Annotated in this window: 17 protein-coding genes and 4 pseudogenes; 7 read left to right on the top strand and 14 right to left on the bottom strand. The window is 62.3% G+C overall.

Annotation, left to right across the window (positions count from 1 at the left end):
• The first annotated feature begins 204 nt into the window (after positions 1-204).
• From QIY50_02135 to fabB, 5 genes and pseudogenes are all read left to right on the top strand, one after another.
• Positions 205-2,353 (top strand): annotated as a pseudogene (locus QIY50_02135) (TonB-dependent receptor).
• Positions 2,353-3,243 (top strand): ABC transporter substrate-binding protein, encoded by an 891-nt coding sequence (locus QIY50_02140; GenBank protein ID WGV21115.1) that lies wholly within the window; start codon positions 2,353-2,355, stop codon positions 3,241-3,243. Before QIY50_02135 ends, QIY50_02140 begins: the two are co-directional and overlap by 1 nt.
• Positions 3,240-5,171: an ATP-binding protein gene (locus QIY50_02145; protein WGV21116.1), complete on the top strand. Its 1,932-nt coding sequence runs from the start codon at positions 3,240-3,242 to the stop codon at positions 5,169-5,171. Before QIY50_02140 ends, QIY50_02145 begins: the two co-directional genes overlap by 4 nt.
• A 207-nt stretch (positions 5,172-5,378) precedes the next feature.
• Positions 5,379-5,894, top strand: a complete 516-nt coding sequence (gene fabA / locus QIY50_02150) for a 3-hydroxyacyl-[acyl-carrier-protein] dehydratase FabA (protein ID WGV21117.1) — start codon at positions 5,379-5,381, stop codon at positions 5,892-5,894.
• A gap of 11 nt (positions 5,895-5,905) precedes the next feature.
• Positions 5,906-7,126, top strand: coding sequence for a beta-ketoacyl-ACP synthase I (gene fabB / locus QIY50_02155; GenBank protein ID WGV21118.1), 1,221 nt, complete (start codon positions 5,906-5,908; stop codon positions 7,124-7,126).
• A 169-nt stretch (positions 7,127-7,295) separates the two neighbouring features.
• On the opposite strand, the gene QIY50_02160 is transcribed toward fabB, so the two are convergent.
• Entirely contained in the window at positions 7,296-8,303 is a 1,008-nt protein-coding gene (locus QIY50_02160) for an amidohydrolase family protein (protein WGV21119.1), read from the bottom strand.
• A gap of 117 nt (positions 8,304-8,420) precedes the next feature.
• On the opposite strand from QIY50_02160, the gene QIY50_02165 reads away from it, so the two are divergent.
• The gene (locus tag QIY50_02165) at positions 8,421-9,284 is read left to right on the top strand and encodes a pirin family protein (GenBank protein WGV21120.1); all 864 of its coding nucleotides are present in this window, start codon (positions 8,421-8,423) and stop codon (positions 9,282-9,284) included.
• A gap of 109 nt (positions 9,285-9,393) precedes the next feature.
• Here the strand turns inward: QIY50_02165 and QIY50_02170 are convergent, their stop codons facing one another.
• From QIY50_02170 to QIY50_02185, 4 genes and pseudogenes are all read right to left on the bottom strand, one after another.
• Positions 9,394-10,119: a dienelactone hydrolase family protein gene (locus tag QIY50_02170; GenBank protein ID WGV21121.1), complete on the bottom strand. Its 726-nt coding sequence runs from the start codon at positions 10,117-10,119 to the stop codon at positions 9,394-9,396.
• 63 nt (positions 10,120-10,182) lie between these two features.
• A pseudogene (htpG, locus tag QIY50_02175) lies at positions 10,183-12,088 on the bottom strand (molecular chaperone HtpG).
• A gap of 70 nt (positions 12,089-12,158) precedes the next feature.
• Complete coding sequence (locus tag QIY50_02180) at positions 12,159-12,641, bottom strand: PaaI family thioesterase (protein ID WGV21122.1); 483 nt, start codon at positions 12,639-12,641, stop codon at positions 12,159-12,161.
• Positions 12,638-13,114: a PaaI family thioesterase gene (locus QIY50_02185; GenBank protein ID WGV21123.1), complete on the bottom strand. Its 477-nt coding sequence runs from the start codon at positions 13,112-13,114 to the stop codon at positions 12,638-12,640. Before QIY50_02185 ends, QIY50_02180 begins: the two co-directional genes overlap by 4 nt.
• A 154-nt stretch (positions 13,115-13,268) precedes the next feature.
• Here QIY50_02185 and QIY50_02190 point away from each other — a divergent pair, with 154 nt between their 5' ends.
• Complete coding sequence (locus QIY50_02190) at positions 13,269-13,562, top strand: hypothetical protein (protein ID WGV23140.1); 294 nt, start codon at positions 13,269-13,271, stop codon at positions 13,560-13,562.
• Between the two features lie 67 nt (positions 13,563-13,629).
• Here the strand turns inward: QIY50_02190 and QIY50_02195 are convergent.
• From QIY50_02195 to sdhA, 9 genes and pseudogenes are all read right to left on the bottom strand, one after another.
• Positions 13,630-14,380, bottom strand: a pseudogene (locus tag QIY50_02195) (DUF599 family protein).
• Positions 14,381-14,691: 311 nt separating this feature from the next.
• Positions 14,692-16,005, bottom strand: coding sequence for a branched-chain amino acid transport system II carrier protein (gene brnQ, locus QIY50_02200; GenBank protein WGV21124.1), 1,314 nt, complete (start codon positions 16,003-16,005; stop codon positions 14,692-14,694).
• Positions 16,006-16,373: 368 nt separating this feature from the next.
• Entirely contained in the window at positions 16,374-17,258 is an 885-nt protein-coding gene (gene sucD, locus QIY50_02205) for a succinate--CoA ligase subunit alpha (protein WGV21125.1), read from the bottom strand.
• Positions 17,258-18,424, bottom strand: coding sequence for an ADP-forming succinate--CoA ligase subunit beta (gene sucC / locus QIY50_02210; protein ID WGV21126.1), 1,167 nt, complete (start codon positions 18,422-18,424; stop codon positions 17,258-17,260). Before sucC ends, sucD begins: the two co-directional genes overlap by 1 nt.
• A gap of 172 nt (positions 18,425-18,596) precedes the next feature.
• Positions 18,597-20,033: a dihydrolipoyl dehydrogenase gene (gene lpdA / locus QIY50_02215; GenBank protein ID WGV21127.1), complete on the bottom strand. Its 1,437-nt coding sequence runs from the start codon at positions 20,031-20,033 to the stop codon at positions 18,597-18,599.
• 93 nt (positions 20,034-20,126) lie between these two features.
• A complete protein-coding gene (gene odhB, locus QIY50_02220; GenBank protein ID WGV21128.1) occupies positions 20,127-21,347 on the bottom strand; it encodes a 2-oxoglutarate dehydrogenase complex dihydrolipoyllysine-residue succinyltransferase in 1,221 nt (406 codons plus the stop codon).
• A gap of 42 nt (positions 21,348-21,389) precedes the next feature.
• Entirely contained in the window at positions 21,390-24,221 is a 2,832-nt protein-coding gene (locus tag QIY50_02225; GenBank protein WGV21129.1) for a 2-oxoglutarate dehydrogenase E1 component, read from the bottom strand.
• Between the two features lie 246 nt (positions 24,222-24,467).
• On the bottom strand, positions 24,468-25,172 hold the full coding sequence (locus tag QIY50_02230; protein ID WGV21130.1) for a succinate dehydrogenase iron-sulfur subunit: 705 nt from the start codon (positions 25,170-25,172) through the stop codon (positions 24,468-24,470).
• Between the two features lie 11 nt (positions 25,173-25,183).
• Positions 25,184-26,958 (bottom strand): annotated as a pseudogene (gene sdhA / locus QIY50_02235) (succinate dehydrogenase flavoprotein subunit).
• Positions 26,959-26,961: the final 3 nt, after the last annotated feature.

Below are 26,961 nucleotides of genomic sequence, written 5' to 3' on the forward strand. Positions count from 1 at the left end.
TCCAATCCGTTAAAGCCAAAAGTTAAGTGGCGACCCAGCCATTATACGGCTCGCCTGCTACAGAACCAGTGTCAGTACCGGCCCTTTCGCGGGCGTGCCCGCTCCCACAGAATAACCGCACTCCCCCCGTGGGAGCGGGCGTGCCCGCGAAAGGGCCCGAACAGGTAAAGCAGATCACTGGCAAATATGCCAAGGTCAGTTACCATGCCTGTTTCAATCCTGATACAAGGCCGCTTTGTGTTCCCTGGCACGCCCCCGTACCCGCGCCTGCTCATACTGACTGCCCTGCTCGGTGGCCCGGCCGTGGCCGATGATCTGTTCATCGACAACACCGACCTGCCGCAGGTTCTGACCGCCACGCGCCTGAAACAATCCCCCGCTGCAGTTCCGGGCAGCATGACCGTGCTCGACAGCGATCTGATCCGCGCCAGCGGTGCCCGCGACATCCCCGAACTGCTGCGCCTGGTGCCAGGCATGATGGTGGGTTACAACGCAGGCAACCAGCCCACGGTCAACTACCACGGCAGCAACGTCAACGACGCGCGGCGCATGCAGGTGCTGATCGATGGCCGTTCGGTGTACCGCGCCGGCCTGGCCACGGTGGACTGGAGCGACATCCCCCTGGCCATGGAGGATATCGAGCGCATCGAGGTGTTCCGCGGCCCCAACACGGTCAGCTATGGCGCCAACGCGCTGATGGCGGTGGTCAACATCCTTACCCGCAACCCCGCCGACAGCCATGGCACGCGGCTGAAGATGACCCGCGGCCAGGACGGGATCAACGACTTTTACGCCAGCCACGGCTTCGGCTGGGATGGCGGCGACATGCGCCTGTCGCTGTCCGGCCAGCAGGACGACGGCTTCGACGAGAACCAGTTCGGCCAGGACTACCGCGACAGCCGTCGCTTGACCCGCCTCACCCTCAATGCCAGCCACAACCTGACGCACGACCAGACCCTGGAATGGCAACTGGCGGCCAAGGAAGGCAGCAATCAGCGGCCGTATACCTATCAGCCGGTCTTCGCCAAATACGAAGCCGGTAACAACGCTGACGTCAATGCCAAGGACTACGCTGGCTCATTGCGCTGGACCAAGGACTTCAGTTCCGAGCACAGCCTCTACATCCAGGGCTCTGCCCAGCATTTCGACCGTCAGCAGGTGTGGCGTGCCTGTGATGCCCTGCAGTCGTTCAGCCCGGAATTGACCCAACTCTGGCAAATGAACCCTGACTTCGCCGAAAAAGTGGCGCGCGGCATTGCTACCGGCGCACCACCTTTCAACCAACGATCCGGTCATGAGCGGGCTCCTGGAGAGGGTCCAGCAGCAATGGGCGAACGGTGGCAAGCAGCAGGTCTGCGGCGACGTCGACCAGAGCACCCGCGAAACCCGCTACGACCTGGAAGTCCAGGACACCCTGAGCCTGACCGACAGCCTGCGCCTGCTCAGCGGCATGAACTACCGCTATGATCGGGCCGACTCGCAGACTTACTTCAACGGCAGCATTGACGATCAGACCTGGCGCCTGTTCGGCCAGCTGGAATGGCGCGCCGACGAGCACTGGATCCTGCAGGGCGGCGCCATGTTCGAGGACTCGCGCCTGTCCGGCAGCTCGCTCACCCCGCGAGTGGCGGTCAACTACCTGATCACCCCGCGCCATGGCCTGCGCGCGGTGTATTCCGAGGCTGTGCGCTCGCCAGACATGTTCGAGAACAACATCAACTGGAGCTACACGGTCAGGAACCTGACCCCCAACGCATTCGGCCTGCAAAACGGCGAATACTTCGTCAAGACCCGCGGCCCCGGCGACCTGGACCAGGAACGCATGCGCTCGCGCGAGTTGGGCTACAACGGCTACTTCAGCGATATCGACCTGAACATGGATGTGAAGCTGTTCTACGACGAGATCACCGGAATGATCAGCGAGCCCCTGAAGAACAACCAGTACATCGCCAGCAATGCCAACAAGGCCCGTTTCAGCGGCAGCGAGGCGCAACTGGACTGGCGCCCGACCCTGCGCGACCGCCTGCGCCTGACCTACGCCTATGTCGATGCCTGGGCCAGCAACCCCGCCGACCGCCGCCTCAGCGCCCGCAACAGCGGCTCGGCCGGGTGGATGCGCGAATGGGGCGACGGCTGGTCCAGCGCGCTGTTCTATTACGGTGACGATGCGCTCAACCAGTATCGCTACGAGCGCCTGGACCTGCGCCTGGCCAAGCGTTTCCGGGTGCATGGCAGCAACCTGGAGCTGGCCGCACTGTGGCAACAGCGCCTCGACGATGAGCCGACCACGGCAATCCAGAACCGCTACGACAGCCGCCACCGCCTGAGCGTCAGCGCGGAGCTGGAGTTCTGATGGCCCTGCTTTTGCGCCTGTTGCTGCTGTGCCTGTGGCCACTGGGGCCACTGTCCGCCAGTGAAATCCTGTTGGTAGGCGCAGAAGACCAGCCCGGCATTCGCAGTTTCGTCACCGCGCTGGAAAGCCGCCGACCCCACGATCATGTGCATTTCCAGACCACCGCCGACCTGCCACGCCCGGGCAAGCTCAGGGCTGACCTGCGCCTGATCCTGCTGGACAACGCCGCACTGGAATGGCGCCTTGGGGAAACCGCCGGCCCGCCGGCGATGGCGATGCGGGTCAGCCGGGTACAGGCTGAACAGCGCCTGGGAAAGTCGCGTCCCGCGTTCCTCACCCTGCTGTGGAGCGACCCGCCGCTGGGCCGGCAGCTGCGCCTGGCGCGCTACCTGCTGCCACAGGCCCAGCGCATTGGTGTGCTGTACGGTGAGCACAGCAGCTTTTTGCTCGAAGAGCTGCGCCAGGCCGCCCGCCAGCTGGGCCTGGAGATCATTGCCCAGGATTGGCCCGACCCGCGCGACAGCCGCCCTCTGCAACACCTGCTGGCCAACAGTGACGTGCTGCTGGGCCTGGATGACAGCGACCTGTACAACTCCAAGACCGCGAAGAATCTGCTGTTGAGCAGCTATGGCCGACAGATGGCGCTGATCGGCCCGAACGCCGGGTTCGTCCGCGCCGGCGCCCTGGCCAGCACCTTCAGCGACCAGGACGACTGGCTGGCGGTGCTCGACCAGTTGCTCGACCAGCCACCGGCACGCTGGCCACGCAACCTGTACCCGGCACACTTCGGCGTTAGCGGCAACCAGCAGGTGGCGCGCGCCCTGGGCCTGGAACCGATCGATCCCAACGCCGCCGCCAAGGCCCTGGCCGAAGGAGAACCCACCCCATGAGCAAGCGCCTGAGCTGGGACATCCACACCCGCACCCAGATCATCAGCCTCGGCCCTGCCCTGCTGCTGACCTTGCTGCTGATCAGCTTCTTCACCTTCGTGCGTATCCAGGACCTGCGCCAGGAACTTAACCACACCGGGCAACTGATCGCCAACCAGCTGGCGCCAGCCTCGGAGTACGGGGTGATCTCGGGCAACAACGAAGTGCTCGAGGGCCTGATGCGCGCCACGCTCAGCATCCCTCACGTGCGCTTCCTCGAAGTGCAGGACAGCCGCAACCACATCCTGGTGTATGTGGAGCAGTCCGACGAAAGCGCCAACCGCGCCCAGCGCGTCGAAGTGTTCCAGGCGCCCATCCGCCTGCAGCAAATCCGTCTGGACAGCGATTTCCTGCAACAGGGCAAGGCCACCTCACCGGCCATCGGCGACGATTACCTGGGCCGGGTGATCGTCGGCATGTCCGATGACGCCTTCAGCCAGCGCCAGCAGGAAATCGTGATCAAGGCCGGTATCCTCGCGCTGTTCGCCCTGCTGTTCACCTTCCTGCTGGCACGCCGCCTGGCCCTGAGCCTGGCCAAGCCGATCAGCGACATGGGCCATGCGGTCAAGGCCATCCAGCAGGGCGAGTACAACACCTTGTTGCCGGTGGTCGATGACAGCGAGCTGGGCCACCTGGCGCGCCACATCAATAACCTGGCCCACGCCCTGGAGCAGGCCAGTGATGAACAGAAGAAGGCCATTGCCGAACTGATCCAGGCCCGCGAAGAGGCCGAACAGGCCAACCGCGCCAAATCGGACTTTCTGGCGATGATGAGCCACGAGCTGCGCACGCCGATGAATGGCGTGCTGGGTATGCTGCAGTTGCTGGAAACCACGCCGCTGAGCAACGAACAGGCCGAGTACACCGCGCTGGCCAGCGAGTCCACCGGGCACCTGCTCAAGGTCATCAACGACATTCTCGACTTCTCGCGCATCGAGCGCGCCGCCCTGCAACTGGAACACATCGACTTCAACCTCGGCGAGCTGATCACCAGCTGCGTCCAGTCGTTCCAGCACAGCGCCCAGCAGCGCGGGCTTGCCCTGCACCTGCAACTGCCGGCCGGTATCGAACAGTTGCAGGTGAACGGCGACCCCACGCGCATTCGCCAGATCCTGCTGAACCTGGTCGGCAACGCGCTGAAGTTCACCGAGCGCGGCCAGGTCCAGGTCGAGGCGCGCTGGCAGATGCTTGACCGGCAATTGCTCTGGCTGACCTGTAGCGTGCGCGACACCGGAATCGGCATCGACAGCGACCGCCTGGAAATGATGTTCGTCGCCTTCCAGCAGGCCGACAGCTCCATTTCCCGCCGCTATGGCGGCACCGGGCTGGGGCTGTCGATTGCCCGCACCCTGGCCGAACGCATGGGCGGCAAGCTGCGCGGCGAAAGCCGTGAGGGCCTTGGCTCCACGTTTACCCTGGAGATGCCGTTGGCCCTGGCCAGCCCTGCCGCGGTCTCGCTGACGCTGCCAAGCGCTGCGCCAGCGGCAATGACCGACAACGATCAGGTGCTGCTGGTAGAGGACAATCCGGTCAACAAAAGTGTCATCGAGGCCATGCTGCGCAGCCTGGGGCTGGCGGTAAGCACCGCCGAGGACGGCCTGGAGGCGGTCGAACGGGTCAGCCGGCAGCGTTTTGCCGCCGTGTTGATGGACTGCCGCCTGCCGCACCTGGACGGCTATGAAGCCACCCGACGAATTCGGCAACTGCCCAACGGCGCCGGGCTACCGATCATCGCCCTGACCGCCAACGCCTTGCAGGGCGACCGCGAGCGTTGCATGGCGGCCGGCATGGACGACTACCTGAGCAAACCCTTGCGCCGCACCGAACTGCAGCGCGTGCTGCAGCGCTGGCTGCCCGGTCAGACAACCGCGACTGGCGATAAATGCTAAAGTGCGGCAGTCTTAAACACTGGACAGGACCTTCATCGGACCTGAAAATAGACGTTTCAGTGCACACCTGTACTTCTTTCACCAGGCGCACTGTGACTTTCACCACAACGCAATAGTCTACCTGTAGGCTGCCGCCCCGGACGCGATGCGTATCGGGCCGGCCGGGAAGATTCATCCCCTGCCACAGGGGGTTATTGAGGAGCTCGCATGACCAAACAACACGCCTTTACTCGGGAAGACCTGCTGCGCTGCAGTCGCGGTGAGCTGTTCGGCCCAGGTAATGCGCAACTGCCCGCGCCGAACATGCTGATGGTCGATCGCATCACCCACATCAGTGAAGAAGGCGGCAAGTACGGCAAAGGTGAATTGGTCGCCGAGCTGGATATCAATCCGGACCTGTGGTTCTTCGCCTGTCACTTCGAAGGCGACCCGGTAATGCCGGGCTGCCTGGGCCTCGACGCCATGTGGCAGCTGGTCGGCTTCTTCCTCGGCTGGCAGGGCCTGCCAGGCCGCGGTCGCGCCCTGGGTTCGGGCGAGGTGAAGTTCTTCGGCCAGGTACTGCCCGAAGCCAAGAAGGTCACTTACAACATTCACATCAAGCGCGTCCTGAAGGGCAAGCTGAACATGGCCATCGCCGATGGCTCGGTCAGCGTCGACGGCCGCGAGATCTACACTGCCGAAGGCCTGCGGGTCGGCGTGTTCACCTCCACTGACAATTTCTAAGGGTTATTCGCATGCGCCGCGTCGTTATCACTGGTCTGGGCATCGTATCGTGCCTGGGCAATGACAAAGCTACCGTCACCGAAAACCTGCGCAACAGCCGTCCGGGTATCCGTTACAACCCGGAATACAAGGAAATGGGGCTGCGTAGCCAGGTTTCCGGGTCCATCGACCTCAACCTCGAAGAACTGATCGACCGTAAGGTCTACCGCTTCGTCGGCCACGCTGCCGCCTACGCCTACCTGGCGATGCAGGACGCGATCAAGGACGCCGGCCTGACCGAAGAGCAGGTTTCCAACCCGCGTACCGGCCTGGTGGCTGGCTCCGGCGGCGCCTCGACCCTGAACCAGATGGAAGCGCTGGACACCCTGCGCGAGAAAGGCGTCAAGCGTGTCGGCCCGTACCGCGTCACCCGCACCATGGGCAGCACCGTTTCGGCGTGCCTGGCCACCCCGTTCAAGATCAAGGGCATCAACTACTCGATCTCGTCGGCATGCGCCACCTCGGCCCACTGCATCGGCACCGCCCTGGAGCAGATCCAGTGGGGCAAGCAGGACATCGTCTTCGCCGGTGGCGGTGAAGAAGAGCACTGGAGCCAGTCGTTCCTGTTCGATGCCATGGGCGCCCTGTCGACCAAGCGCAACGAAACCCCGGAACAGGCCTCGCGCGCCTACGACGCTGACCGTGATGGCTTCGTCATCGCCGGTGGCGGCGGCATGGTGGTGGTCGAGGAGCTGGAACACGCCTTGGCCCGTGGCGCCAAGATCTACGCCGAAATCGTTGGCTACGGTGCCACTTCCGACGGCTACGACATGGTTGCCCCGAGCGGCGAAGGCGCCATCCGCTGCATGCAGCAGGCACTGTCCACTGTCGACACCCCGATCGACTACCTGAACACCCACGGCACCTCGACCCCGGTCGGTGACGTTGCCGAGATCAAGGGCGTTCGCGCGGTATTCGGCGACAAGGCACCGAAGATCAGCTCGACCAAGAGCCTGTCGGGCCACTCGCTGGGCGCCGCTGGCGTGCACGAGGCGATCTACTGCCTGCTGATGATGGAAAACAACTTCATCGCCGGCTCCGCCAACATCGACGAGCTGGACCCAGAGGTCGCCGACATGCCGATCCTGCGCAAGACCGAAGAGAACGCCAAGATCGACACGGTCATGAGCAACAGCTTCGGCTTCGGCGGCACCAACGCCACCCTGGTGCTCAAGCGCTGGGAAGGCAAGTAAGACGCTGCTGCGGTAAATGAAAACGCCCCGACTGGTTCGGGGCGTTTTCATTTGTATCGCCTGTGCCGGCCTCTTCGCGGGCACGCCCGCTCCCACAGGGGCCCCATGGCATTCAGGCTTGTGGTGATCCTGTGGGAGCGGGCATGCCCCGTGAAGAGGCCGGCACAGGTCACTGGCGAACCTTGGGCAACACCGCCAGAAAATTCTCCCGGGCCACCTTGTTGGCCACCTGTTCCGGCAATGCATCCAGAAACGGCCTGAACCCGTGCATCTGCTCTCCCAGGCTGCCAAACCGCCCCACCACATCCGAGCCCAGCATGAAGCGCTCCGGGTACTTCTCGACCAAGGCCAGCCACGCCTTGCGAGGCACACCCTTGCTGTCCAGCAAATAGGGTTCCAGCACGCTCCACGACAGGTCGACGTACAGGTTCGGATAATCTTCCAGCAACCGCGTCAGCACCGGCAGCAGAAAGTCCATTTGCGTCTGGTGTCGGTGTATCTCCATGCTGCTGCCGGCATGCGCCCAGATGAATCGCGTGTGCGGGTGATTGCGCAGTGGCTCTTCGATCTCCGCCAGGTACAGCGGGTTGCGCTCGCGCTTGGAGGTGATGTTGGAATGCAGCAATACCGGCAAGTCGCGCTCGGCCGCCAGGTGGTAGATACGCGTCATGGCTTCGTTGTTGGCGCGCGGCGTTTCGCCCGTGGTCAATGCGGTAAGGTCGTCGTGGCGGGTGAACACCTCGCCAATGCCCTGCCACAGGCCCGGGTACAGGTCGAGCATGCGCTCGATATGGCTGACGGCATTCTTGTCGACCGGGTTGAAGCCGGTCAGGAATGGATGAAAGCGCTTACGCTGCGCGTCCGGCAACTGCTGCAGTGCCGCAGCCACATAGGTATCGGTGGCGCTGTACCAGTAGGCATCGGCATCGTCACCGGCGTAGTAGCGCGGGCGCTTGGGCTCGTCTTCATGCCACTTCTTGGCCACCGGCACGCCGGAAATCATCGACTGCTCGATACCCGCAGCATCCATGGCCTTGATCAGCGCGGGCATGCCTTCGCTTTCCTGGAAGAAGTCGACGTAGTGCAAATGGGCATCACTGTAGCGGTAGTCGCGCGCCTGCACCGCGTGGCACAGCGAGGCGGATAACAGCACGCAGCCCAGCGCTCTGGCGATCATGATGAAGCTTCCTTTTCCGGGTACCAGATCTCTAGACCTGCCGGCAAACGAGACGGTTCAGCTGCGGCAGGCAAACCGCTATGCTTGGGGCATTTCCACCTTCCCTGGAGCCTTCCCATGAGCAGCCCACTGGTCATTCGCCCACGTGCCGAATCGGTCGAGGGCCAACCGATCCTGCGCCCGCTGCCGTCGGCCCAGTGCCGCAGCGTCGGCCCGTTCGTGTTTTTCGACCACATGCTCGAAACCGACTATGCCCCGGGGCATGGTATGGACATCCGCCAGCACCCGCATATCGGCCTGTCGACGCTTACCTATCTGTTCGAAGGGGCAATCCTGCACAAGGACAGCCTCGGCTCGGCACAGCGGGTGCTGCCTGGTGATGTCAGCTGGATGACCGCAGGTTGCGGCGTGGCCCATGTCGAGCGCACGCCTGAAGATGCCCTGGCACATGGTTCACGCCTGCACGGGTTGCAGGTATGGCTGGCGTCGCCACGCGAACAGGAGCAAGGCGCGCCCAGCTACAGCCATCACCCGGCGGCCAGCCTGCCGGTCAGCGACAGCCTGGGGGTGCGTATCTGCATGATTGCCGGTAGCGGGTTCTGCCTGGAATCGCCGGTGCCAGTGCTGTCCCCTACCCTTTACGCACATGTGCGGATGCAGCCGGCGACTACCTTGCAGGTGCCGAATGAGCATGCGCAACGGGCGCTGTACGTGCTGGATGGCGAACTGCTGATGAACGATGAGGAAGTGGAGCCGTGCAGCCTGGTGGTGCTGCCGGAGGGCGAAGAGGTGACACTGTACGCGGAGGGTGAGTGCCAGCTGGTGCTGATTGGTGGCGCGCCGCTGGATGGGCCACGGCGGATGAACTGGAACTTTGTCGCCAGTGACGTGGAGCTGATCGAACAGGCCCGGGCCAAGTGGGCTGCGGGGGATTGGCCGGTGGTACCGGGGGAAACTTCGAGGATCGAGCTGCCCAGGTAATTTTGGGGCTGCTTTGCAGCCCATCGCGACACAAGGCCGCTCCTACAGGGACCGCGCATGCCATGAGCCACGCTATCCCTGTAGGGCCGCACAGCGGCCCCCTGCGATGTCAGCGCTGGAACACTTCGGTCAGCAGGTTGTGCATCGAGCGGAACGCCCGCTCCGAGGTGCGCCGGTCATACTGCATCTTGCCGGGCACATTGGCATTGGGGTCGGTAAACGAGTGCACCGCCCCGCCATAGCTCAGCAACTGCCAGTCAACCTTGGCCGCATTCATCTCCTCCTCGAACGCCGGCAACTGCTCCTTCGGCACCAGCGGATCGGAAGCACCATGCAAGACCAGCACCGAGCCCTTGATACGCTTGGCATCTTCAGGGTTCGGCGTGTCCAGCGTGCCATGGAACGACACCGCCGCGCGCAGATCGGCACCGCTACGGGCCAGTTCCAGGGCACAGCAGCCACCAAAGCAGAAGCCGAACGTGCCAACCTTGCCCGGCTCCAACAGCGCCTTCGACTGCCCCAACAGCTGCGCCAGGGCTTCCTGCATGCGCTTGCGCAGCTCGCCTCGGTCATTCTTCAACGGCATCATCGCGGCGCCGGCCTCGTCGGCGTTTGACGGGCGCACCGATTGCCCGTACAGGTCGGCAATCAGCACCACATAGCCCTTCTCGGCCACTTCCTTGGCGATGCGCTCGGCCCCTTCGCCAATACCCATCCAGTTCGGTGCCATCACCAACCCAGGGCGGCCCAGCGCACCCGGCTCATAGACCAGGCGGCTTTCGTAGGTCTTGCCGGACAGGTGATAAACCAGCGATTCGACGATTACTTTGCTCATCAAGCACTCCTTTGGCACTCGTCATAAAAAAGCCCGCCGAAGCGGGCTTTCCTATCCATCAACTCAAGCAGACAGCTCGACCAGCAGCTTGTTCAGGCGACGAACGTAAGCCGCCGGGTCCTTCAGGCTGTCACCGGCCGCCAGGGCCGCCTGATCGAACAGGATGTGCGACAGCTCGGCGAAGCGGTCTTCGCTCTGCTCGTTGTCCAGCTTCTCGATCAGCGGGTGAGTCGGGTTGAACTCGAAGATCGGCTTGGACTCCGGTACCTTCTGCCCGCTGGCTTCGAGGATCTGGCGCATCTGCAGACCCAGGTCCTGCTCACCGATCGCCAGGATCGCCGGGGAGTCGGTCAGGCGGTGCGACACGCGCACTTCAGCCACGCTGTCACCCAGCGCGCCCTTCAGGCGCTCGACCAGCCCTTCCTTGTCCTTGGCGACTTCTTCCTGGGCCTTCTTGTCTTCTTCCGAATCCAGCTTGCCCAGGTCCAGGTCGCCACGGGCAACGTCGACGAAGGCCTTGCCGTCAAATTCGTTGAGGTAGCTCATCAGCCACTCGTCGATACGGTCGGTCAGCAGCAGCACTTCGATGCCTTTCTTGCGGAAGACTTCCAGGTGCGGGCTGTTCTTGACCTGCGCATACGACTCGCCGGTGAGGTAGTAGATCTTGTCCTGGCCGTCCTTGGCGCGGGCCAGGTAGTCGGCCAGGGCAACGCTCTGCTCGCCGCTGTCGTCCTGGGTGGAAGCGAAGCGCAGCAGGCTGGCGATCTTTTCCTTGTTGGCGAAGTCTTCGGCCGGGCCTTCCTTCAGCACCTGCCCGAAGTTCTTCCAGAAGCCCTTGTACTTCTCGGGCTCGTTCTTCGCCAGTTTCTCCAGCATGTCCAGCACGCGCTTGGTCAGCGCGGTCTTCATCGAGTCGATGATCGGGTCTTTCTGCAGGATCTCACGCGACACGTTCAGCGACAGGTCGTTGGAATCGACCACGCCCTTGATGAAGCGCAGGTACAGCGGCAGGAACGACTCGGCCTGGTCCATGATGAATACGCGCTGCACGTACAGCTTCAGGCCGCGTGGCGCTTCGCGCTGGTACAGGTCGAACGGCGCGCGGGCCGGCACGTACAGCAGCGAATTGTATTCGAGCTTGCCTTCGACCTTGTTGTGGCTCCAGGCCAGCGGGTTTTCGAAGTCATGGCCGATGTGCTTGTAGAACTCCTGGTACTCCTCGTCCTTGATCTCGGTACGCGGGCGGGTCCACAGGGCGCTGGCACGGTTGACGGTTTCCCACTCTTCGGCCGGCTGTTCTTCGCCTTCGGCGGCAGCTTGCTCTTTCGGCAGCTGGATCGGCATGGCGATGTGGTCGGAGTACTTCTTGACCACGTTGCGCAGGCGCCAGCCATCGGCAAACTCCTGCTCGTCCTTTTTCAGGTGCAGAACGATGCGGGTACCGCGCTGTGGCTTGTCGATGGTGGCGACTTCGAACTCGCCCTCGCCTTTCGACGACCAGTGCACGCCTTCAGCGGCCGGCTGGCCAGCCCGGCGGCTGTACACATCGACCTTGTCAGCGACGATGAATGCGGAGTAGAAGCCCACGCCGAACTGACCGATCAGGTGCGAGTCCTTCTTCTGGTCACCGGTGAGGTTCTTCATGAAGTCGGCAGTTGCCGGACTTGGCGATGGTACCCAGGTGGGCAATGACGTCTTCGCGGCTCATGCCGATGCCGTTGTCCTCGAGGGTCACGGTACCGGCGTCCTTGTCGAAGCTCAGGCGAATCTTCAGGTCGGCGTCGCCTTCGAACAGCTCTGGCTTGGCCAGCGCCTCGAAACGCAGCTTGTCAGCGGCGTCGGAAGCGTTGGAGATCAGCTCCCGCAGGAAGATCTCCTTGTTCGAATACAGGGAATGGATCATGAGGTGCAGCAGTTGCTTTACCTCGGTCTGGAAGCCCAGCGTTTCTTTTTGAGTCTCCACACTCATGGTCTTCAAAACTCCGATCTGATGGCAGTTGACGCCTGGCGGCCATTTCGGGCTGCGCTAGCGGCGGATGTCATGCAGATGGGGGCTGCCCGGATGATTTCAAGGGCTTTTCCGGTTCGATCTTGAAATGCGCGCGGGCCGTGGCAATAGGCGATTGCCTGTCACCCTGCCAGGCGGTGATGGCTACATTGGTCACCCGCCGCCCCTGACGCCACAGCTGGCACTGGGCGTAGGTATCGCGAAAGTGCCCGGCGCGCAGGTAGTCGATGGAGAAGTCGATGATCTTCGGAATGCTCGCGCTTTCGCTGTAGATCAGCAGGTACAGCGCCGCCGACAGCTCCATGAAGCCGGCGATCACACCACCGTGGATAGCCGGCAGCAGCGGGTTGCCGATATTGTCCTGACTGGCCGGCAGGCGAAACAGCAGGTCATCGCCTTCGCGCTCGCATTCGATGCCGATCAGGCCGGCATAGGGGATCAGCGCCAGTAATGGCCGATAGTCTCCTACCGCATGGGCGGCGTTGAGCTGTTGGCGAACCTCGTACGGAATCATGCCCCGCCCTCCTTCAGGCTGTTGCCGAAGCGAATGCCACCCTTGATCTCCTGGCCCAGGCGCATGAACGTGCCCACCACCTGGCAGATCGGCTGGTCAGGGTCGTCCTGGTAGGCCGTGCCACGGGTGAAGATGACATCGCGGGTGACCCGGTAGCACTGGGCATGGCCGTATATATCCTTGCCGGCCTCGGCCGGGTGCATGTAATCGATGCGCAGGTCCAGCGTCGGGCACACCTCGAAGCGCGGCAGCACGCACAGCGTGGCCATGCCGCAGGTGGTATCCATCAGCGTGGTCAGCGCTCCGCCATGCACCGCGCCAGTCTGCGGGTTGCCGACGATGGCCGGCGACCAGGGCAGTACCAGGGTAATGCCATCGGCATCGGCTTGCGCCACGCGCATCTGTAACAACTGACAATGTTTCAGGGCCGAGAGAAAACGCTCGGCCATGGCCATCAAGGTTGAATCGCTCATTGGCTGGTTCCACGCGCATTGCCGCAGCGGCATAAAATCGTTAAAAAGTCTATATAGAACGGGGCGTTATATATGTGTAACCTTCGCGGAACTTATTCCGCGTAGTTGCACTCGAAGGAACAAGTCACTTATTCCACCAAGGAGAAACACCCCCATGCGTAAACCTTTTGCTTTTGCTCTGATGCTGGCCGCAGCCATGGGCCTGGCCGCTTGCGATAAAGCGAGCGAAGACAAAGCCCAGGACGCACAGCAACACGCCGAGCAAGCCCAGGAAAAAGCGGGCGAAGCTCAGGATAAGATGAACGAGGCCGCCAAGGAAAACGCCGAAGCCGCCAAAGATCAGGCCGAAGCCGAGCAGAAGGCCGCCGAAGAAGCCGCTCCGGCTACTCCGGCTCCGGAAGCCGCTCCAGCTACCCCAGCTGCTCCAGCCGAACCTGCCAAGCAGTAATCGGCTAAAACAAGAAAACCCGACATTGTCGGGTTTTTTTGTGCCTGAAACTTATGGATTAAACGTTTCAGGTACCAGGAGCGGTGTTCTCCCTGACGGGTTCTATCGAAACACTTTCGGTAGGTGTGAACACCATCACATCCAGCACATCCGAATGGAACTCGCGGCGGTAAAGAATCAGCACTACGCCGACACTCATGACCATGAATAACCATGGGCTGATGAACCAGCTCAACATGGCCATGCCGAAGTAATAGGAACGCAGGCCCAGGTTGAACTGGTTGGCGGCAAGCGACAGCACCCGCGCCGCGCGCGAGGCGAATGCCTTGCGTTCAAGTTCATTGACCAGCCGTTCACCGATCATCGGCGCCGACCCCACCAGTACTGCCGCGAAGTTGTATTGGCGCATGCACCAGCTGAAGGTGAAAAAGGCGTAGACGAAGACCATGGCCAGGCACAGCAACTTGATCTCCGACATGCCCTGGGAGGTCTGCTGCACCAGCGGCAGGTCGGCCAGCAGCGACAGCGCCCGGTCGGAGGCGCCGAGCACGGTAAGGATGCCTGCGAGGATGATCAGGGTGCTGGAGGCGAAAAACGACGCGTTACGTTCGAGGTTGCCAATCACGCTGGCATCGGCGATACGGTTGTCGCGCAGCAGCATGCGGCGCATCCAGTCTTCGCGGTACAGGTGCAGCACGCTGGCCAGGCACGCGGGTGTCGCGCCCCTTCCAGATGGCATAGCGGGTGTAACCACCCCAGCACAGGGCGAACCAGGCGATGGCCAGCAGGTTGTTGAAATTGCTTTGGATGAAGTTCATGCAGGGTTCCCGGGAGGGCCAGATACCTGAAGGATAGGGACCGCATTTCGACGCTGGCAAGCGGCAAAAGGCACACATCCATCCTGATATTTGCACCGCTTATCCCGGCCTCTTCGCGGGCACGCCCGCTCCCACAGGTACACCGTCAATTCTGAGGCTTGCACTTTACCTGTGGGAGCGGGCGCGCCCGCGAAGAGGCCAGTACAGGCAAACAAAAAGCCCCGCATCCTCACGGATACGGGGCTCTTGAGTTTCCACCCTTGGCAAGCACCCTTCGGCTTGTGGCCGGTGCCGCCCTCAGGCTTCGACTATCAGGCCAGCGCTTCGCGCGGCTTGCCGAGCATTCGGTCGCAGGCTACGGCGCCAACCAGGGTCACTACCGAAGGCACCAGCCAGGCCAGGCCCTGGTCGCTGAGCGGCAGGTGGGCCATGAAGTCCGGCAGCACGTGGGCAATGCTGCTGCCCTTGACCGCATCGACCATGCCGAACAGCAGCGACACCAGCATCACTGGCGCCAGGATGCGGGTAGGCGAGTTCCACAGGTCCTTCACGAAGCTAAGGCCGACTACCACGATGCACGGCGGGTAGATAGCGGTGAGCACCGGGATCGAGAACATGATCAGCTTGGTCAGGCCAAGGTTGGAGATCAGCAGCGAGAAGCCCGCAAGGATCACCACCAGTGCACGGTACGACAGCGGCAGAATCTGGCTGAAGTACTCGGCACAGGCGCAGGTCAGGCCAACCGCAGTCACCAGGCAAGCCAGCGCGATCAGCACGGCGAGGAAGCCGCTGCCCAGCGAGCCGAAGGTGTGTTGCACGTAGGCATGCAGCACCGCCGCGCCGTTGGTGGCGCCAGCCGCGATTTCGTGGCTGGTTGCGCCCAGGCGGAACAGGCTGATGTACACCAGGGCCAGGCCGACACCGGCGATCAGGCCGGCAATGATGGCGTAGCGGGTGATCAGCTTCGGTGACTCGACACCCCGCGAGCGGATGGCGTTGACGATGACGATACCGAACACCAGGGCACCCAGGGTGTCCATGGTCAGGTAACCATCGGAGAAGCCCTTGGAGAATGCTGCGGCAGCATAGGCCGGCTGCGCTTCACCAATGGTGCCGGCAGGCAGCGCGAAGGCGGCAATGCCCAGCACCGCCAAGGCGATGATTTTCAACGGCGCCAGGAAACGGCCCACGGTGTCGAGCAGCTTGCCTGGGTACATGGACACGGCCAGTACCACGAGGAAGTACACCAGGCTGTAGATGAACAGCGCCAGCGGGCTTTCGCCAGTCAGCGGCGCAACACCCACCTCGAACGACACGGTCGCGGTACGCGGGGTGGCAAACAGCGGGCCCACCGACAGGTAGCACACGGCCGCCAGCAGGCCACCGAAGAACTTGCCGATCGGGCTGCTCAAGGCATCCATGCCGCCGCCGACCTTGGCCAGGGCAACCACGGTGATGACCGGCAGGCCCACGGCAGTAACCAGGAAGCCCAGGGCGGCCATCCACACGTGCGGGCCAGACTGCAGACCGACGATAGGCGGGAAGATGATGTTGCCCGCGCCTACGAAAAGCGCAAACGTCATAAAGCCAAGCGCCAGGATGTCCTGGCCTTTTAAAACTTTCATTTAAGGTAGTACCACACTGCTGAAATCGGGATTCGAGAAGGGATTTCCCCAAGGGTTGAGGGAAATGCTGCCCGGCTTGATAAGCCAGACCCGTTTAGCGTGTCGTTCCCTTTTGGGGCACGGGCACAGAGTGAGCGCGTAGGGTAACTGTTTTGTCACTTAAACGCACTGGCACAGTGCTGCTTGTCCGATGTGCGTATCTGTTTGTCGTCTGTGCAACCGGGGACGGTCAGAATTATCCCGATATCGGGAAATTCGTCTGTCTGAAAATTCCTATCAAACCCATCGAAAAATCCATATTGCCTACCCCCGGAAACGACAAAGGCCACCCGAAGGTGGCCTCTGTGCGCGTGGGGGGTGTAGCAGTATTACTTCTTGACTTCCCAGCCAGTCAGCTCGGCCAGGGCCTTGCCGATATCAGCCAGGGAACGCACGGTCTTCACGCCAGCGTCCTGCAGGGCGGCGAACTTCTCGTCCGCAGTGCCCTTGCCGCCGGAGATGATGGCGCCAGCGTGGCCCATGCGCTTGCCCGCCGGAGCGGTAACACCAGCGATGTAGGAAACCACAGGTTTGGTGACGTTGGCCTTGATGTAAGCCGCGGCTTCTTCTTCAGCCGAACCGCCGATCTCACCGATCATGACGATCGCTTCGGTCTTCGGGTCTTCCTGGAACAGCTTCAGGATGTCGATGAAGTTGGAACCCGGGATCGGGTCACCGCCGATGCCGACGCAGGTCGACTGGCCGAAGCCGGCGTCGGTGGTCTGCTTCACAGCTTCGTAGGTCAGGGTGCCGGAACGCGAAACGATACCGACCTTGCCTGGCAGGTGGATGTGGCCTGGCATGATGCCGATCTTGCACTCGCCCGGGGTGATGACACCTGGGCAGTTAGGGCCGATCAGGGTCACGCCCAGCTCGTCGCACTTGACCTTGGCATCCAGCATGTCCAGGGTAGGAATGCCTTCGGTGATGCACACGATCAGCTTGATGCCGCCGAAGGCAGCTTCCAGGATCGAGTCCTTGCAGAAAGGAGCCGGAACGTAGATGACCGAAGCGTCAGCGCCGGTCGCTTCTACAGCTTCTTTCACGGTGTTGAACACTGGCAGGCCCAGGTGGGTGGTGCCACCCTTGCCTGGGGTTACACCGCCGACCATCTTGGTGCCGTAGGCGATAGCCTGTTCGGAGTGGAAAGTACCCTGCGAGCCGGTGAAGCCCTGGCAGATGACTTTGGTGTCTTTATTGATCAGGACGCTCATTACTTGCCCTCCGCAGCTTTGACAACTTGTTGAGCAGCGTCGGTCAGGCTGGTTGCCGCAATGATGTTCAAACCGCTTTCTGCCAGTACTTTAGCGCCCAGTTCGGCGTTGTTGCCTTCAAGGCGAACGACGACCGGAACTTTGACGCCGACTTCTTTCACTGCACCGATGATGCCTTCGGCAATCATGTCGCAGCGAACGATGCCGCCGAAGATGTTGACCAGTACGGCCGCGACATTGCTGTCGGACAGAATGATCTTGAACGCTTCGGTAACGCGCTCTTTGGTAGCACCACCGCCAACGTCGAGGAAGTTGGCCGGCTTGCCGCCGTGCAGGTTGACGATGTCCATGGTACCCATGGCCAGGCCGGCACCGTTGACCATGCAGCCGATGTTGCCTTCGAGGGCAACGTAGTTCAGTTCGAACTTGGCAGCGTGGGCTTCACGGGCGTCGTCCTGCGACGGGTCGTGGAAGGTTTTCAGCTTCGGCTGACGGTACATGGCGTTGGCGTCGATGTTGATCTTGGCATCGAGGCAGTGCAGGTCGCCGTCGGCCTTGATCACCAGCGGGTTCACTTCCAGCAGGGCCAGATCGTGATCCTTGAACAGCTTGGCCAGACCCACGAAGATCTTGGCGAACTGTTGAACTTGCTTGCCTTCCAGACCCAGCTGGAACGCCAGTTCGCGACCCTGGAACGGCTGAGCGCCGACCAGCGGGTCGATAGTGGCCTTGAGGATCTTCTCAGGCGTTTCGTGAGCGACTTTCTCGATGTCCACGCCACCTTCGGTGGAGGCCATGAACACGATACGGCGGCTCGAACGATCGACTACAGCGCCCAGATACAGCTCTTTGGCGATGTCAGTGCAGGATTCGACCAGAATCTTGGAGACGGGTTGACCGTTGGCATCGGTCTGGTAGGTAACCAGATTCTTGCCCAACCACTGTGCAGCGAACGCCTTGGCGTCTTCCTTGCTGCGAACCAGCTTGACGCCGCCCGCCTTACCGCGACCACCGGCGTGAACCTGGGCTTTTACCACCCACTCGTTCCCGCCGATCTTGTCGCAGGCTTCTGCAGCTTGCTCAGGGGTATCGACAGCGAAACCCTTGGAAACTGGCAGGCCGTATTCAGCGAACAGCTGCTTACCCTGATACTCGTGAAGATTCATGCTTTTTACCGTCTTCGTTAGGTACTGCGCTTCGGCGCTGCGCCATCACTGGCGCCGCACCACCTGTGACCGTTGACCCCGGGTTTTCCCGTGTGATCCGGTCCGGCGGACTTTCCGCGGTGAGTCATGCACGCAAGACTCACGACGGGCAGCCCGCCGTGGTTTCTTATAATTAACGCTTCTTACGGTTGGCCACGTGAATGGCGCCGCCATTCACTGCCAGCGCTGCTTCATGCAACGCTTCGGACAGGGTCGGATGGCTGAAGACCATCATGCCCAGGTCCTCGGCACTGGTGCCGAATTCCATTGCGATTGCGCCCTGCTGCACCAGTTCGGCAGCCGATGGGCCAATCACGTGTACACCCAGGACGCGGTCGGTCTTGGCATCGGCGATGACCTTGACGAAACCACCGGTGTCGTTGGCAGCCATCGCACGGCCGCTGGCCGCGAACGGGAAGGTGCCCACGTTAACCTCAACGCCCTCGGCCTTCAAGGCCTGTTCGGTCTTGCCGACCCACGCGATTTCCGGGTGGGTGTAGATGACCGACGGGATCAGGTCGTAGTTCATCTGGGCCTTGTGGCCCTTGATGCGCTCGACCACCATGATGCCCTCTTCCGAGGCCTTGTGGGCCAGCATCATGCCGCGCACCACGTCGCCGATGGCGTACACGCCCGGCACGCTGGTAGCGCAGTAGTCGTCGACGAAGATGTAGCCACGCTCGTCGATGGTCACGCCGCTGTCGGCAGCCAGCAGATCAGTGGTCACCGGGCGACGGCCGACCGCGACGATCAGCTTGTCGAAGGTGATCTTCTGCTCGCCGTTGGCGTCGGTGTAGGTCACTTCGACTTCGTTGCCGTTGACTTTCGAGCCGGTGACGCGCGCGCCCAGCTTGATGTCCAGGCCTTGCTTGGTCAGGGTCTTCTGGGCTTCCTTCGACACGGCAGTGTCGGCAGCCATCAGGAAGGTGTCCAGGGCTTCCAGGACGGTGACTTCAGCACCCAGGCGAGCCCATACCGAGCCCAGCTCCAGGCCGATCACGCCAGCACCGATAACGCCCAGGCGCTTCGGCACGGCCTGGAATTCCAGGGCGCCGGTGGAGTCGACGATGACGTTCTGGTCGACCGGAGCCGGCGGAATGTCGATCGGACGCGAGCCGGAAGCCAGGATCACGTTCTCGGCTTCGATGACTTCGGTGGTGCCGTCAGCCTTGGTCACTTCGACTTTCTTGCCAGCCAGCAGCTTGCCGTGGCCCTGGATCGAAGTCACGCCGTTGGCCTTGAACAGGGTGGCAACGCCACCGGTCAGGTTCTTGACGATGCCGGCCTTGCGGCCAACCATCGCGGCGACGTCCATCTTCACTTCGCCAGTGGAGATACCGTGGACGTTGAAGCTCTCTTTGGCTTCCTTGTACTTCCAGGAGCTGTCCAGCAGCGCCTTGGAAGGAATGCAACCTACGTTCAGGCAGGTGCCGCCCAGGGCCAGCTTGCCCTCGGCGTCGGTGTACTTCTCGATACAGGCAGTCTTCAGACCAAGTTGTGCGGCCTTGATGGCAGCCACATAGCCGCCAGGACCTGCACCAATCACCACTACGTCGAATTTCTGGGTCATAAAAGATTCCTTATCAGCTACAAGCTACAAGCCGCGGACCGCGCGGCATGGCTTCTCGCGAAGCCAGGGCCGGCACGGTACGCAGCCAGAGGGTTAGATGTCCAGCAGCAGGCGAGACGGATCTTCCAGCAGGTTCTTGATGGTGACCAGGAAGGTTACCGCTTCCTTGCCGTCGATCAGGCGGTGATCGTACGACAGCGCCAGGTACATCATCGGGCGAATCACCACCTGGCCATTGATGGCCATCGGGCGCTGGATGATGTTGTGCATGCCGAGAATGGCGGCCTGCGGCGGGTTGACGATCGGGGTCGACATCATCGAACCGAAGGTACCACCGTTGGTGATGGTGAAGGTGCCGCCGGTCATCTCTTCGATGGCCAGCTTGCCGTCACGGGCCTTCTTGCCGAAAGTGGCGATGCCGTTTTCGATTTCCGCCAGGCTCATCGACTCGGCGTTGCGCAGTACCGGCACCACCAGGCCACGGTCGCTGGACACGGCTACGCCGACGTCGGCGTAGCCGTGGTAAACGATGTCGTTGCCGTCGATCGAGGCGTTGACCGCCGGGAAGCGCTTCAGGGCTTCGGTGGCAGCCTTGACGAAGAACGACATGAAGCCCAGGCGTACGCCATTGTGGGTCTTCTCGAACAGGTCCTTGTACTTCGAACGCAGGGCCATGACTTCGGTCATGTCGACTTCGTTGAAGGTGGTCAGCATGGCCATGCTCGACTGGGCTTCGACCAGACGCTCGGCGATCTTGGCGCGCAGGCGGGTCATCGGCACACGCTTCTCGGTACGGTCGCCAGCGGCAACCACAACCGGGGCAGCAGCGGCAGCGGCGGCAGGCTTGGCAGCTGCAGCAGGCGCCGACTTCTTGTTGGCAACGGCAGCGACGACGTCTTCCTTGGTGATGCGACCACCTTTGCCGGTGCCGGCAACGCTAGCCAGGTCGATGCCGTTTTCTTCAGCCAGCTTGCGCGCGGCCGGGGCGGCAACCGGGTCGTCTTCGCCAGCGTCGGCAGCAGCGGCAGCCGGAGCAGCAGCGGCCGGGGCAGCAGCTGGTGCAGCGGCAGCAGCACCGCCTTCAACGATCGAACCCAGTACTTCGTCGGACAGGACGGTGTCGCCCTCGCCCTTGACGATGGCGCCCAGCACGCCGTCGGCGGTGGCCAGCACTTCCAGGACGACCTTGTCGGTCTCGATGTCGACGATCAGCTCGTCACGCTTGACGGCATCGCCCGGCTGCTTGTGCCAGGTGGCAACGGTGCCATCGGCAACCGATTCCGGGAAGGTTGGGGCTTTGATCTCGATAGCCATTATCTGTGTTTCCTTAAATTCGGTTTCAGGTGCGCGAAGGCATTAAACGGTGAAGGCGTCTTGCAGCAGTTTTTCCTGCTGTTCGGCGTGCTTCGATGCGTAACCACAGGCTGGCGCGGCGGAAGCGTCGCGGCCGGCGTACTCCAGGACCAGTGCCTTGTTATGGCGGCCCAGGATACGGCGCATGTGGTGCTGGCTGCTGTACCAGGCGCCCTGGTTCATCGGCTCTTCCTGACACCAGACCGCATGCTTGAGGTTGGTGTAAGGCGCGAGGATTTCGACCAGGTCGTCCTCAGGGAACGGATACAGCTGCTCGATACGCACGATGGCGATATCTTCGCGGCCCTCGGCACGGCGTTTTTCCAGCAGGTCGTAGTAAACCTTGCCGCCGCACAGGATCAGGCGTTCGACCTTGGCCGGATCGAGGCTGTCGATTTCCGGGATCACGGTCTGGAACGAGCCTTCTGCCAGGTCTTCCAGGGTCGAGATGGCCAGCTTGTGGCGCAGCAGCGACTTCGGCGTCAGCACGATCAGCGGCTTGCGCAGCGGACGGATGACCTGGCGACGCAGCAGGTGGTAGATCTGGGCCGGGGTGGTCGGTACACAGACCTGGATGTTGTGCTCGGCGCACAGCTGCAGGTAACGCTCCAGGCGCGCGGAGGAGTGCTCCGGGCCCTGCCCTTCATAACCGTGTGGCAGCAGCATGGTCAGACCACACAGACGGCCCCACTTGTGCTCGCCGCTGGTGATGAACTGGTCGATCACCACTTGCGCACCGTTGGCGAAGTCACCGAACTGGGCTTCCCAGATCACCAGCGCGTTCGGCGTGGTGGTCGAGTAGCCGTATTCGAAGGCCAGTACCGCTTCTTCCGACAGGAAGGAGTCGTACAGTTCGAACTGTGGCTGGCCCGGGAACAGGTTCTTCAGCGGTACGTAGGTGCTGGCGTCCTTCTGGTTGTGCAGCACCGCGTGACGGTGCGAGAAGGTGCCACGGCCGATGTCCTGGCCGGTCATGCGGATCGGGTGACCTTCGAACTGCAGGGTGGCGTAGGCCATGGTCTCTGCATAACCCCAGTTGATCGGCAAGCCACCGGCCTGCATCTTCTGGCGGTCTTCGTAGATCTTGGCGACCTGGCGCTGGACGACGAAACCTTCCGGGATCTCCAGCAGCTTGGCCGACAGTTCCTGCAGGGTCTTGAGGTCGAAGCGGGTGTCGTGACGCGCGGTCCAGGCATGGCCCAGATACGGACGCCAGTCGACGAACAGCTCGCGGTTCGGCTCCTTGACCAGGCTCTTCACCACGTGCAGGCCGTTGTCCAGCGCGTTGCGGTACTCGTCGATCTTGGCCTGGGCGCGCTCGGCATCGATACGGCCGGCCTGGATCAGTGCCTCGGCATACAGCTCACGCGTGGTGCGCTGCTTGCTGATCTGCTGGTACATCAACGGCTGGGTGCCGTTCGGCTCGTCGGCCTCGTTGTGGCCGCGACGGCGGTAGCAGACCAGGTCGATGACCACGTCACGCTTGAACTGCATGCGGTAGTCGATGGCCAGCTGGGTCACGAACAGCACGGCTTCCGGGTCGTCGCCGTTCACGTGCAGGATCGGCGCCTGGATCATCTTGGCAACGTCGGTGGCGTACTCGGTGGAGCGCGCGTCCAGCGGGTTGCTGATGGTGAAACCGACCTGGTTGTTGATCACGATGTGCACGGTGCCGCCGGTCTTGAAACCGCGGGTCTGCGACATCTGGAAGGTTTCCATGACCACGCCCTGGCCGGCGAATGCTGCGTCGCCGTGGATCGAGATCGGCAGCACCTTGTCGCCAACGGTGTCGTTGCGGCGGTCCTGACGGGCGCGCACCGAACCCTCGACCACTGGCGAGACGATTTCCAGGTGGGACGGGTTGAACGCCATGGCCAGGTGCACTTCGCCACCCGGGGTCATCACGTTCGACGAGAAGCCCTGGTGATATTTAACGTCACCGGAGCCCAGCTCGTTCATCTTCTTGCCTTCGAACTCGTCGAACAGCTCGCGCGGGTTCTTGCCGAAGGTGTTGACCAGCACGTTCAGGCGGCCACGGTGGGCCATGCCGATCACGACTTCCTTGGTGCCGTAGGAGCCGGAACGCTGGATCATTTCGTCCAGCATCGGGATCAGGCTTTCGCCGCCCTCGAGGCCGAAACGCTTGGTGCCCGGGTACTTGGTGCCCAGGTATTTCTCAAGGCCTTCACCGGCGGTCACGCGCTCGAGCAGGTGGGCCTGCACGTCAGCGGAAAACTCCGGACGGCCGCGCACGCTTTCAAGGCGCTGCTGGAACCAGCTGCGCTGCTCGGAATCGACGATGTGGGTGAACTCGGCGCCAATGGTGCGACAATATGTCTTCTGGAGCGCTTCGAAGATCTCGCGTAGGCTCGCCTCCTCTTTGCCGATGAACAGGTCGCCGGCACGGAAGGTCGTATCAAGATCGGCATTGGTCAAGCCGTAGTGATTGATCGACAGGTCTACGGGCGCAGGACGCTGCCACAACCCCAACGGGTCGAGCTTGGCAGCCTGATGGCCGCGCATACGATAGGCCTGGATCAGTCGCAGAACTTCAACCTGCTTCTTCTCGTGTTCACTGCTCACGCTCCCGGCGGATACCGGTTGGGCGCGGCGCTGGTTCTTTGCCAGCAGTACGAAATGGTCGCGGATTGTCGAGTGCGATACATCGGTAGCGGTGCTGCCGTCGGCGGGCAACTTCTGGAAGTAGGTGCGCCACTCTTCTGGCACAGCGTTAGGGTCGTGCAGGTAGAGCTCATAAAGCTCTTCCACATATGCAGCGTTACCACCTGAAAGGTGGGCGCTTTCCCACATGCGCTGCATCACGCTTTCTTGCATGCTTGGTCACCCTCGATTAGGGGACTGATCGGCGAGAGCCACAGCAAACCTGGAAAAGTCCGAATACAGCGACTGAACCACGCCACTTGGATCCTGCTGATTTTCCGGGTACCAGCCCGGAAAGCCCCTGCTGGTCTCATATCTTCATAGGTAATGAACGCAGGCTTTGTGGGCCCTTGTTCGGGTTTTACCTCAGTGCGGGCTCACCACCCGCACCTCGGCTTACTGCAGGTACAACACTTTGTATCAGGTGCCGCTTTGCAGCAGCATGTTACGTACGTGGCCGATTGCCTTGGTCGGGTTCAGACCTTTCGGGCAAACGTTGACGCAGTTCATGATCCCGCGGCAGCGGAATACGCTGAACGGGTCATCCAGGGACGCCAGGCGCTCCTGGGTCTTGGTGTCACGGCTGTCGGCCAGGAACCGGTAGGCCTGCAGCAGTGCGGCGGGGCCCAGGAACTTGTCCGGGTTCCACCAGAACGACGGGCAGGAGGTCGAGCAGCAGGCGCACAGGATGCACTCGTACAGGCCGTCCAGCTTGTCGCGGTCTTCCGGCGACTGCAGGCGCTCGATGGCCGGCGCCGGGGTGTCGTTCTGCAGGAACGGCTTCACCTTCTCGTACTGCTTGTAGAAGATGCTCATGTCGACGACCAGGTCACGAATGACCGGCAGGCCCGGCAGCGGGCGCAGAATCAGCTTGTTGCCTTTCACCACCGCCGACAGCGGGGTGATGCAGGCCAGGCCGTTCTTGCCGTTGATGTTCATGCCATCGGAACCGCAAACGCCTTCACGGCACGAACGACGGTAGGAGAAACCTTCGTCCTGCTCTTTGATCAGCGCCAGCACGTCCAGCACCATCAGATCCTTGCCGCCGGTATCGACCTGGAAGGTCTGCATTTTCGGCGCCGAATCGGTGTCCGGGTTGTAACGATAAACTTCGACTTGCAACATAGCGGCCACCCTTAGTAAGTCCGGACTTTTGGTTCGAAGGCTGGAACAGTCTTCGGCGCAAAGTTGACGCCACGCTTGGCGACGCGCTTCTCACCCGGGTAGTTGACAGGGTGTGGCACAGCCAGTTTTCGTCGTCACGGTCTTCGTAGTCTTCACGGGCGTGAGCACCGCGCGACTCTTTACGGGCTTCGGCCGCGATGGCGGTAGCTTCGGCGACTTCCAGCAGGTTCTGCAGCTCCAGCGCTTCGATACGCGCGGTGTTGAAGGCCTGGGACTTGTCGTTGATCTTGACGTTGGCGATGCGGTCACGCAGGCCGGCCAGCTGCTCGATACCCTTCTGCATGTATTCGCCAGTACGGAATACACCGAAGTAGTTCTGCATGCAGCTCTGCAGCTCGCGCTTCAGGCTGGCAACGTCTTCACCAGTGGTGCGCTCGTTCAGCTTGTTCAGGCGGTTCAGGGCAACATCGACGTCGGTGTCGCTGGCGTCGCGGTATTCCACGCCTTCGGTCAGCGCCTTTTCCAGGTGCAGGCCGGCAGCACGGCCGAACACCACCAGGTCGAGCAGCGAGTTGCCGCCCAGACGGTTGGCACCGTGAACCGATACGCAGGCCACTTCACCTACGGCGAACAGGCCCGGGATGATGTGGTCGTTGCCTTCGGCGTCCATGGTGATGGCCTGGCCATGAATGTTGGTGGCAACGCCGCCCATCATGTAGTGGCAGGTCGGGATGACCGGCACCGGCGCGACCACCGGGTCGACGTGGGCGAAGGTCTTGGACAGTTCGCAGATACCTGGCAGGCGGCTGTGCAGCACTTCCTCGCCCAGGTGGTCCAGCTTCAGCAGCACGTGGTCCTTGTTCGGGCCCACGCCGTTGCCGGCGATGATTTCCTTGACCATGGAACGGGCAACCACGTCGCGGCCGGCCAGGTCTTTCGCGTTCGGCGCGTAACGCTCCATGAAGCGCTCGCCGTGGGCGTTGATCAGGTAGCCACCCTCACCGCGGCAACCTTCGGTGACCAGTACACCGGCGCCGGCGATGCCGGTCGGGTGGAACTGCCACATTTCGATGTCCTGCACCGGCACGCCGGCACGCAGGGCCATGCCCACGCCGTCACCGGTGTTGATCAGGGCATTGGTGGTGGAGGCGTAGATACGGCCGGCACCGCCAGTCGCCAGCACGGTGGCCTTGGACTTGATGTACAGGGTTTCGCCGGTTTCGATGCAGATCGCGATCACACCCACGAATGCGCCGTCCTGGTTCTTCACCAGGTCAACCGCGTAGTACTCGTTGAGGAAGGTGGTACCGGCTTTCAGGTTGCCCTGATACAGGGTGTGCAGCAGCGCGTGACCGGTACGGTCGGATGCGGCGCAGGTACGGGCAGCCTGGCCACCCTTGCCGAAGTCCTTGGACTGGCCGCCGAACGGACGCTGGTAGATACGACCGGTTTCGGTACGCGAGAACGGCAGGCCCATGTGGTCCAGCTCGAAGACCGCAGCCGGGCCTTCCTGACACATGTACTCGATAGCGTCCTGGTCACCGATGTAGTCGGAGCCCTTGACGGTATCGTACATGTGCCAGCGCCAGTCGTCGTTCGGGTCGGCCGAAGCGATGGCGCAGGTGATGCCGCCCTGGGCGGATACAGTGTGCGAACGGGTCGGGAAGACCTTGGTGACCACGGCAGTCTTGTGACCGCCTTGAGCCAGCTGCAGCGCAGCGCGCATGCCGGCACCGCCGCCACCGATGATGATGGCGTCGAAGGAAATGGTTGGAATGCTAGCCATGGA

It is taken from the genome of Pseudomonas putida, from assembly GCA_029953615.1.
Classification (GTDB): Bacteria; Pseudomonadota; Gammaproteobacteria; order Pseudomonadales; family Pseudomonadaceae; genus Aquipseudomonas.

Bases quoted from the DNA above. Each gene is read 5' to 3' on its own strand.
- QIY50_02140 (WGV21115.1), top strand. From the start codon at position 2,353: ATGGCCCTGCTTTTGCGCCTGTTGCTGCTGTGCCTGTGGCCACTGGGG.
- QIY50_02145 (WGV21116.1), top strand. From the start codon at position 3,240: ATGAGCAAGCGCCTGAGCTGGGACATCCACACCCGCACCCAGATCATC.
- fabA (WGV21117.1), top strand. From the start codon at position 5,379: ATGACCAAACAACACGCCTTTACTCGGGAAGACCTGCTGCGCTGCAGT.
- fabB (WGV21118.1), top strand. From the start codon at position 5,906: ATGCGCCGCGTCGTTATCACTGGTCTGGGCATCGTATCGTGCCTGGGC.
- QIY50_02160 (WGV21119.1), bottom strand. From the start codon at position 8,303: ATGATCGCCAGAGCGCTGGGCTGCGTGCTGTTATCCGCCTCGCTGTGC.
- QIY50_02165 (WGV21120.1), top strand. From the start codon at position 8,421: ATGAGCAGCCCACTGGTCATTCGCCCACGTGCCGAATCGGTCGAGGGC.
- QIY50_02170 (WGV21121.1), bottom strand. From the start codon at position 10,119: ATGAGCAAAGTAATCGTCGAATCGCTGGTTTATCACCTGTCCGGCAAG.
- QIY50_02180 (WGV21122.1), bottom strand. From the start codon at position 12,641: ATGATTCCGTACGAGGTTCGCCAACAGCTCAACGCCGCCCATGCGGTA.
- QIY50_02185 (WGV21123.1), bottom strand. From the start codon at position 13,114: ATGAGCGATTCAACCTTGATGGCCATGGCCGAGCGTTTTCTCTCGGCC.
- QIY50_02190 (WGV23140.1), top strand. From the start codon at position 13,269: ATGCGTAAACCTTTTGCTTTTGCTCTGATGCTGGCCGCAGCCATGGGC.
- brnQ (WGV21124.1), bottom strand. From the start codon at position 16,005: ATGAAAGTTTTAAAAGGCCAGGACATCCTGGCGCTTGGCTTTATGACG.
- sucD (WGV21125.1), bottom strand. From the start codon at position 17,258: ATGAGCGTCCTGATCAATAAAGACACCAAAGTCATCTGCCAGGGCTTC.
- sucC (WGV21126.1), bottom strand. From the start codon at position 18,424: ATGAATCTTCACGAGTATCAGGGTAAGCAGCTGTTCGCTGAATACGGC.
- lpdA (WGV21127.1), bottom strand. From the start codon at position 20,033: ATGACCCAGAAATTCGACGTAGTGGTGATTGGTGCAGGTCCTGGCGGC.
- odhB (WGV21128.1), bottom strand. From the start codon at position 21,347: ATGGCTATCGAGATCAAAGCCCCAACCTTCCCGGAATCGGTTGCCGAT.
- QIY50_02225 (WGV21129.1), bottom strand. From the start codon at position 24,221: ATGCAAGAAAGCGTGATGCAGCGCATGTGGGAAAGCGCCCACCTTTCA.
- QIY50_02230 (WGV21130.1), bottom strand. From the start codon at position 25,172: ATGTTGCAAGTCGAAGTTTATCGTTACAACCCGGACACCGATTCGGCG.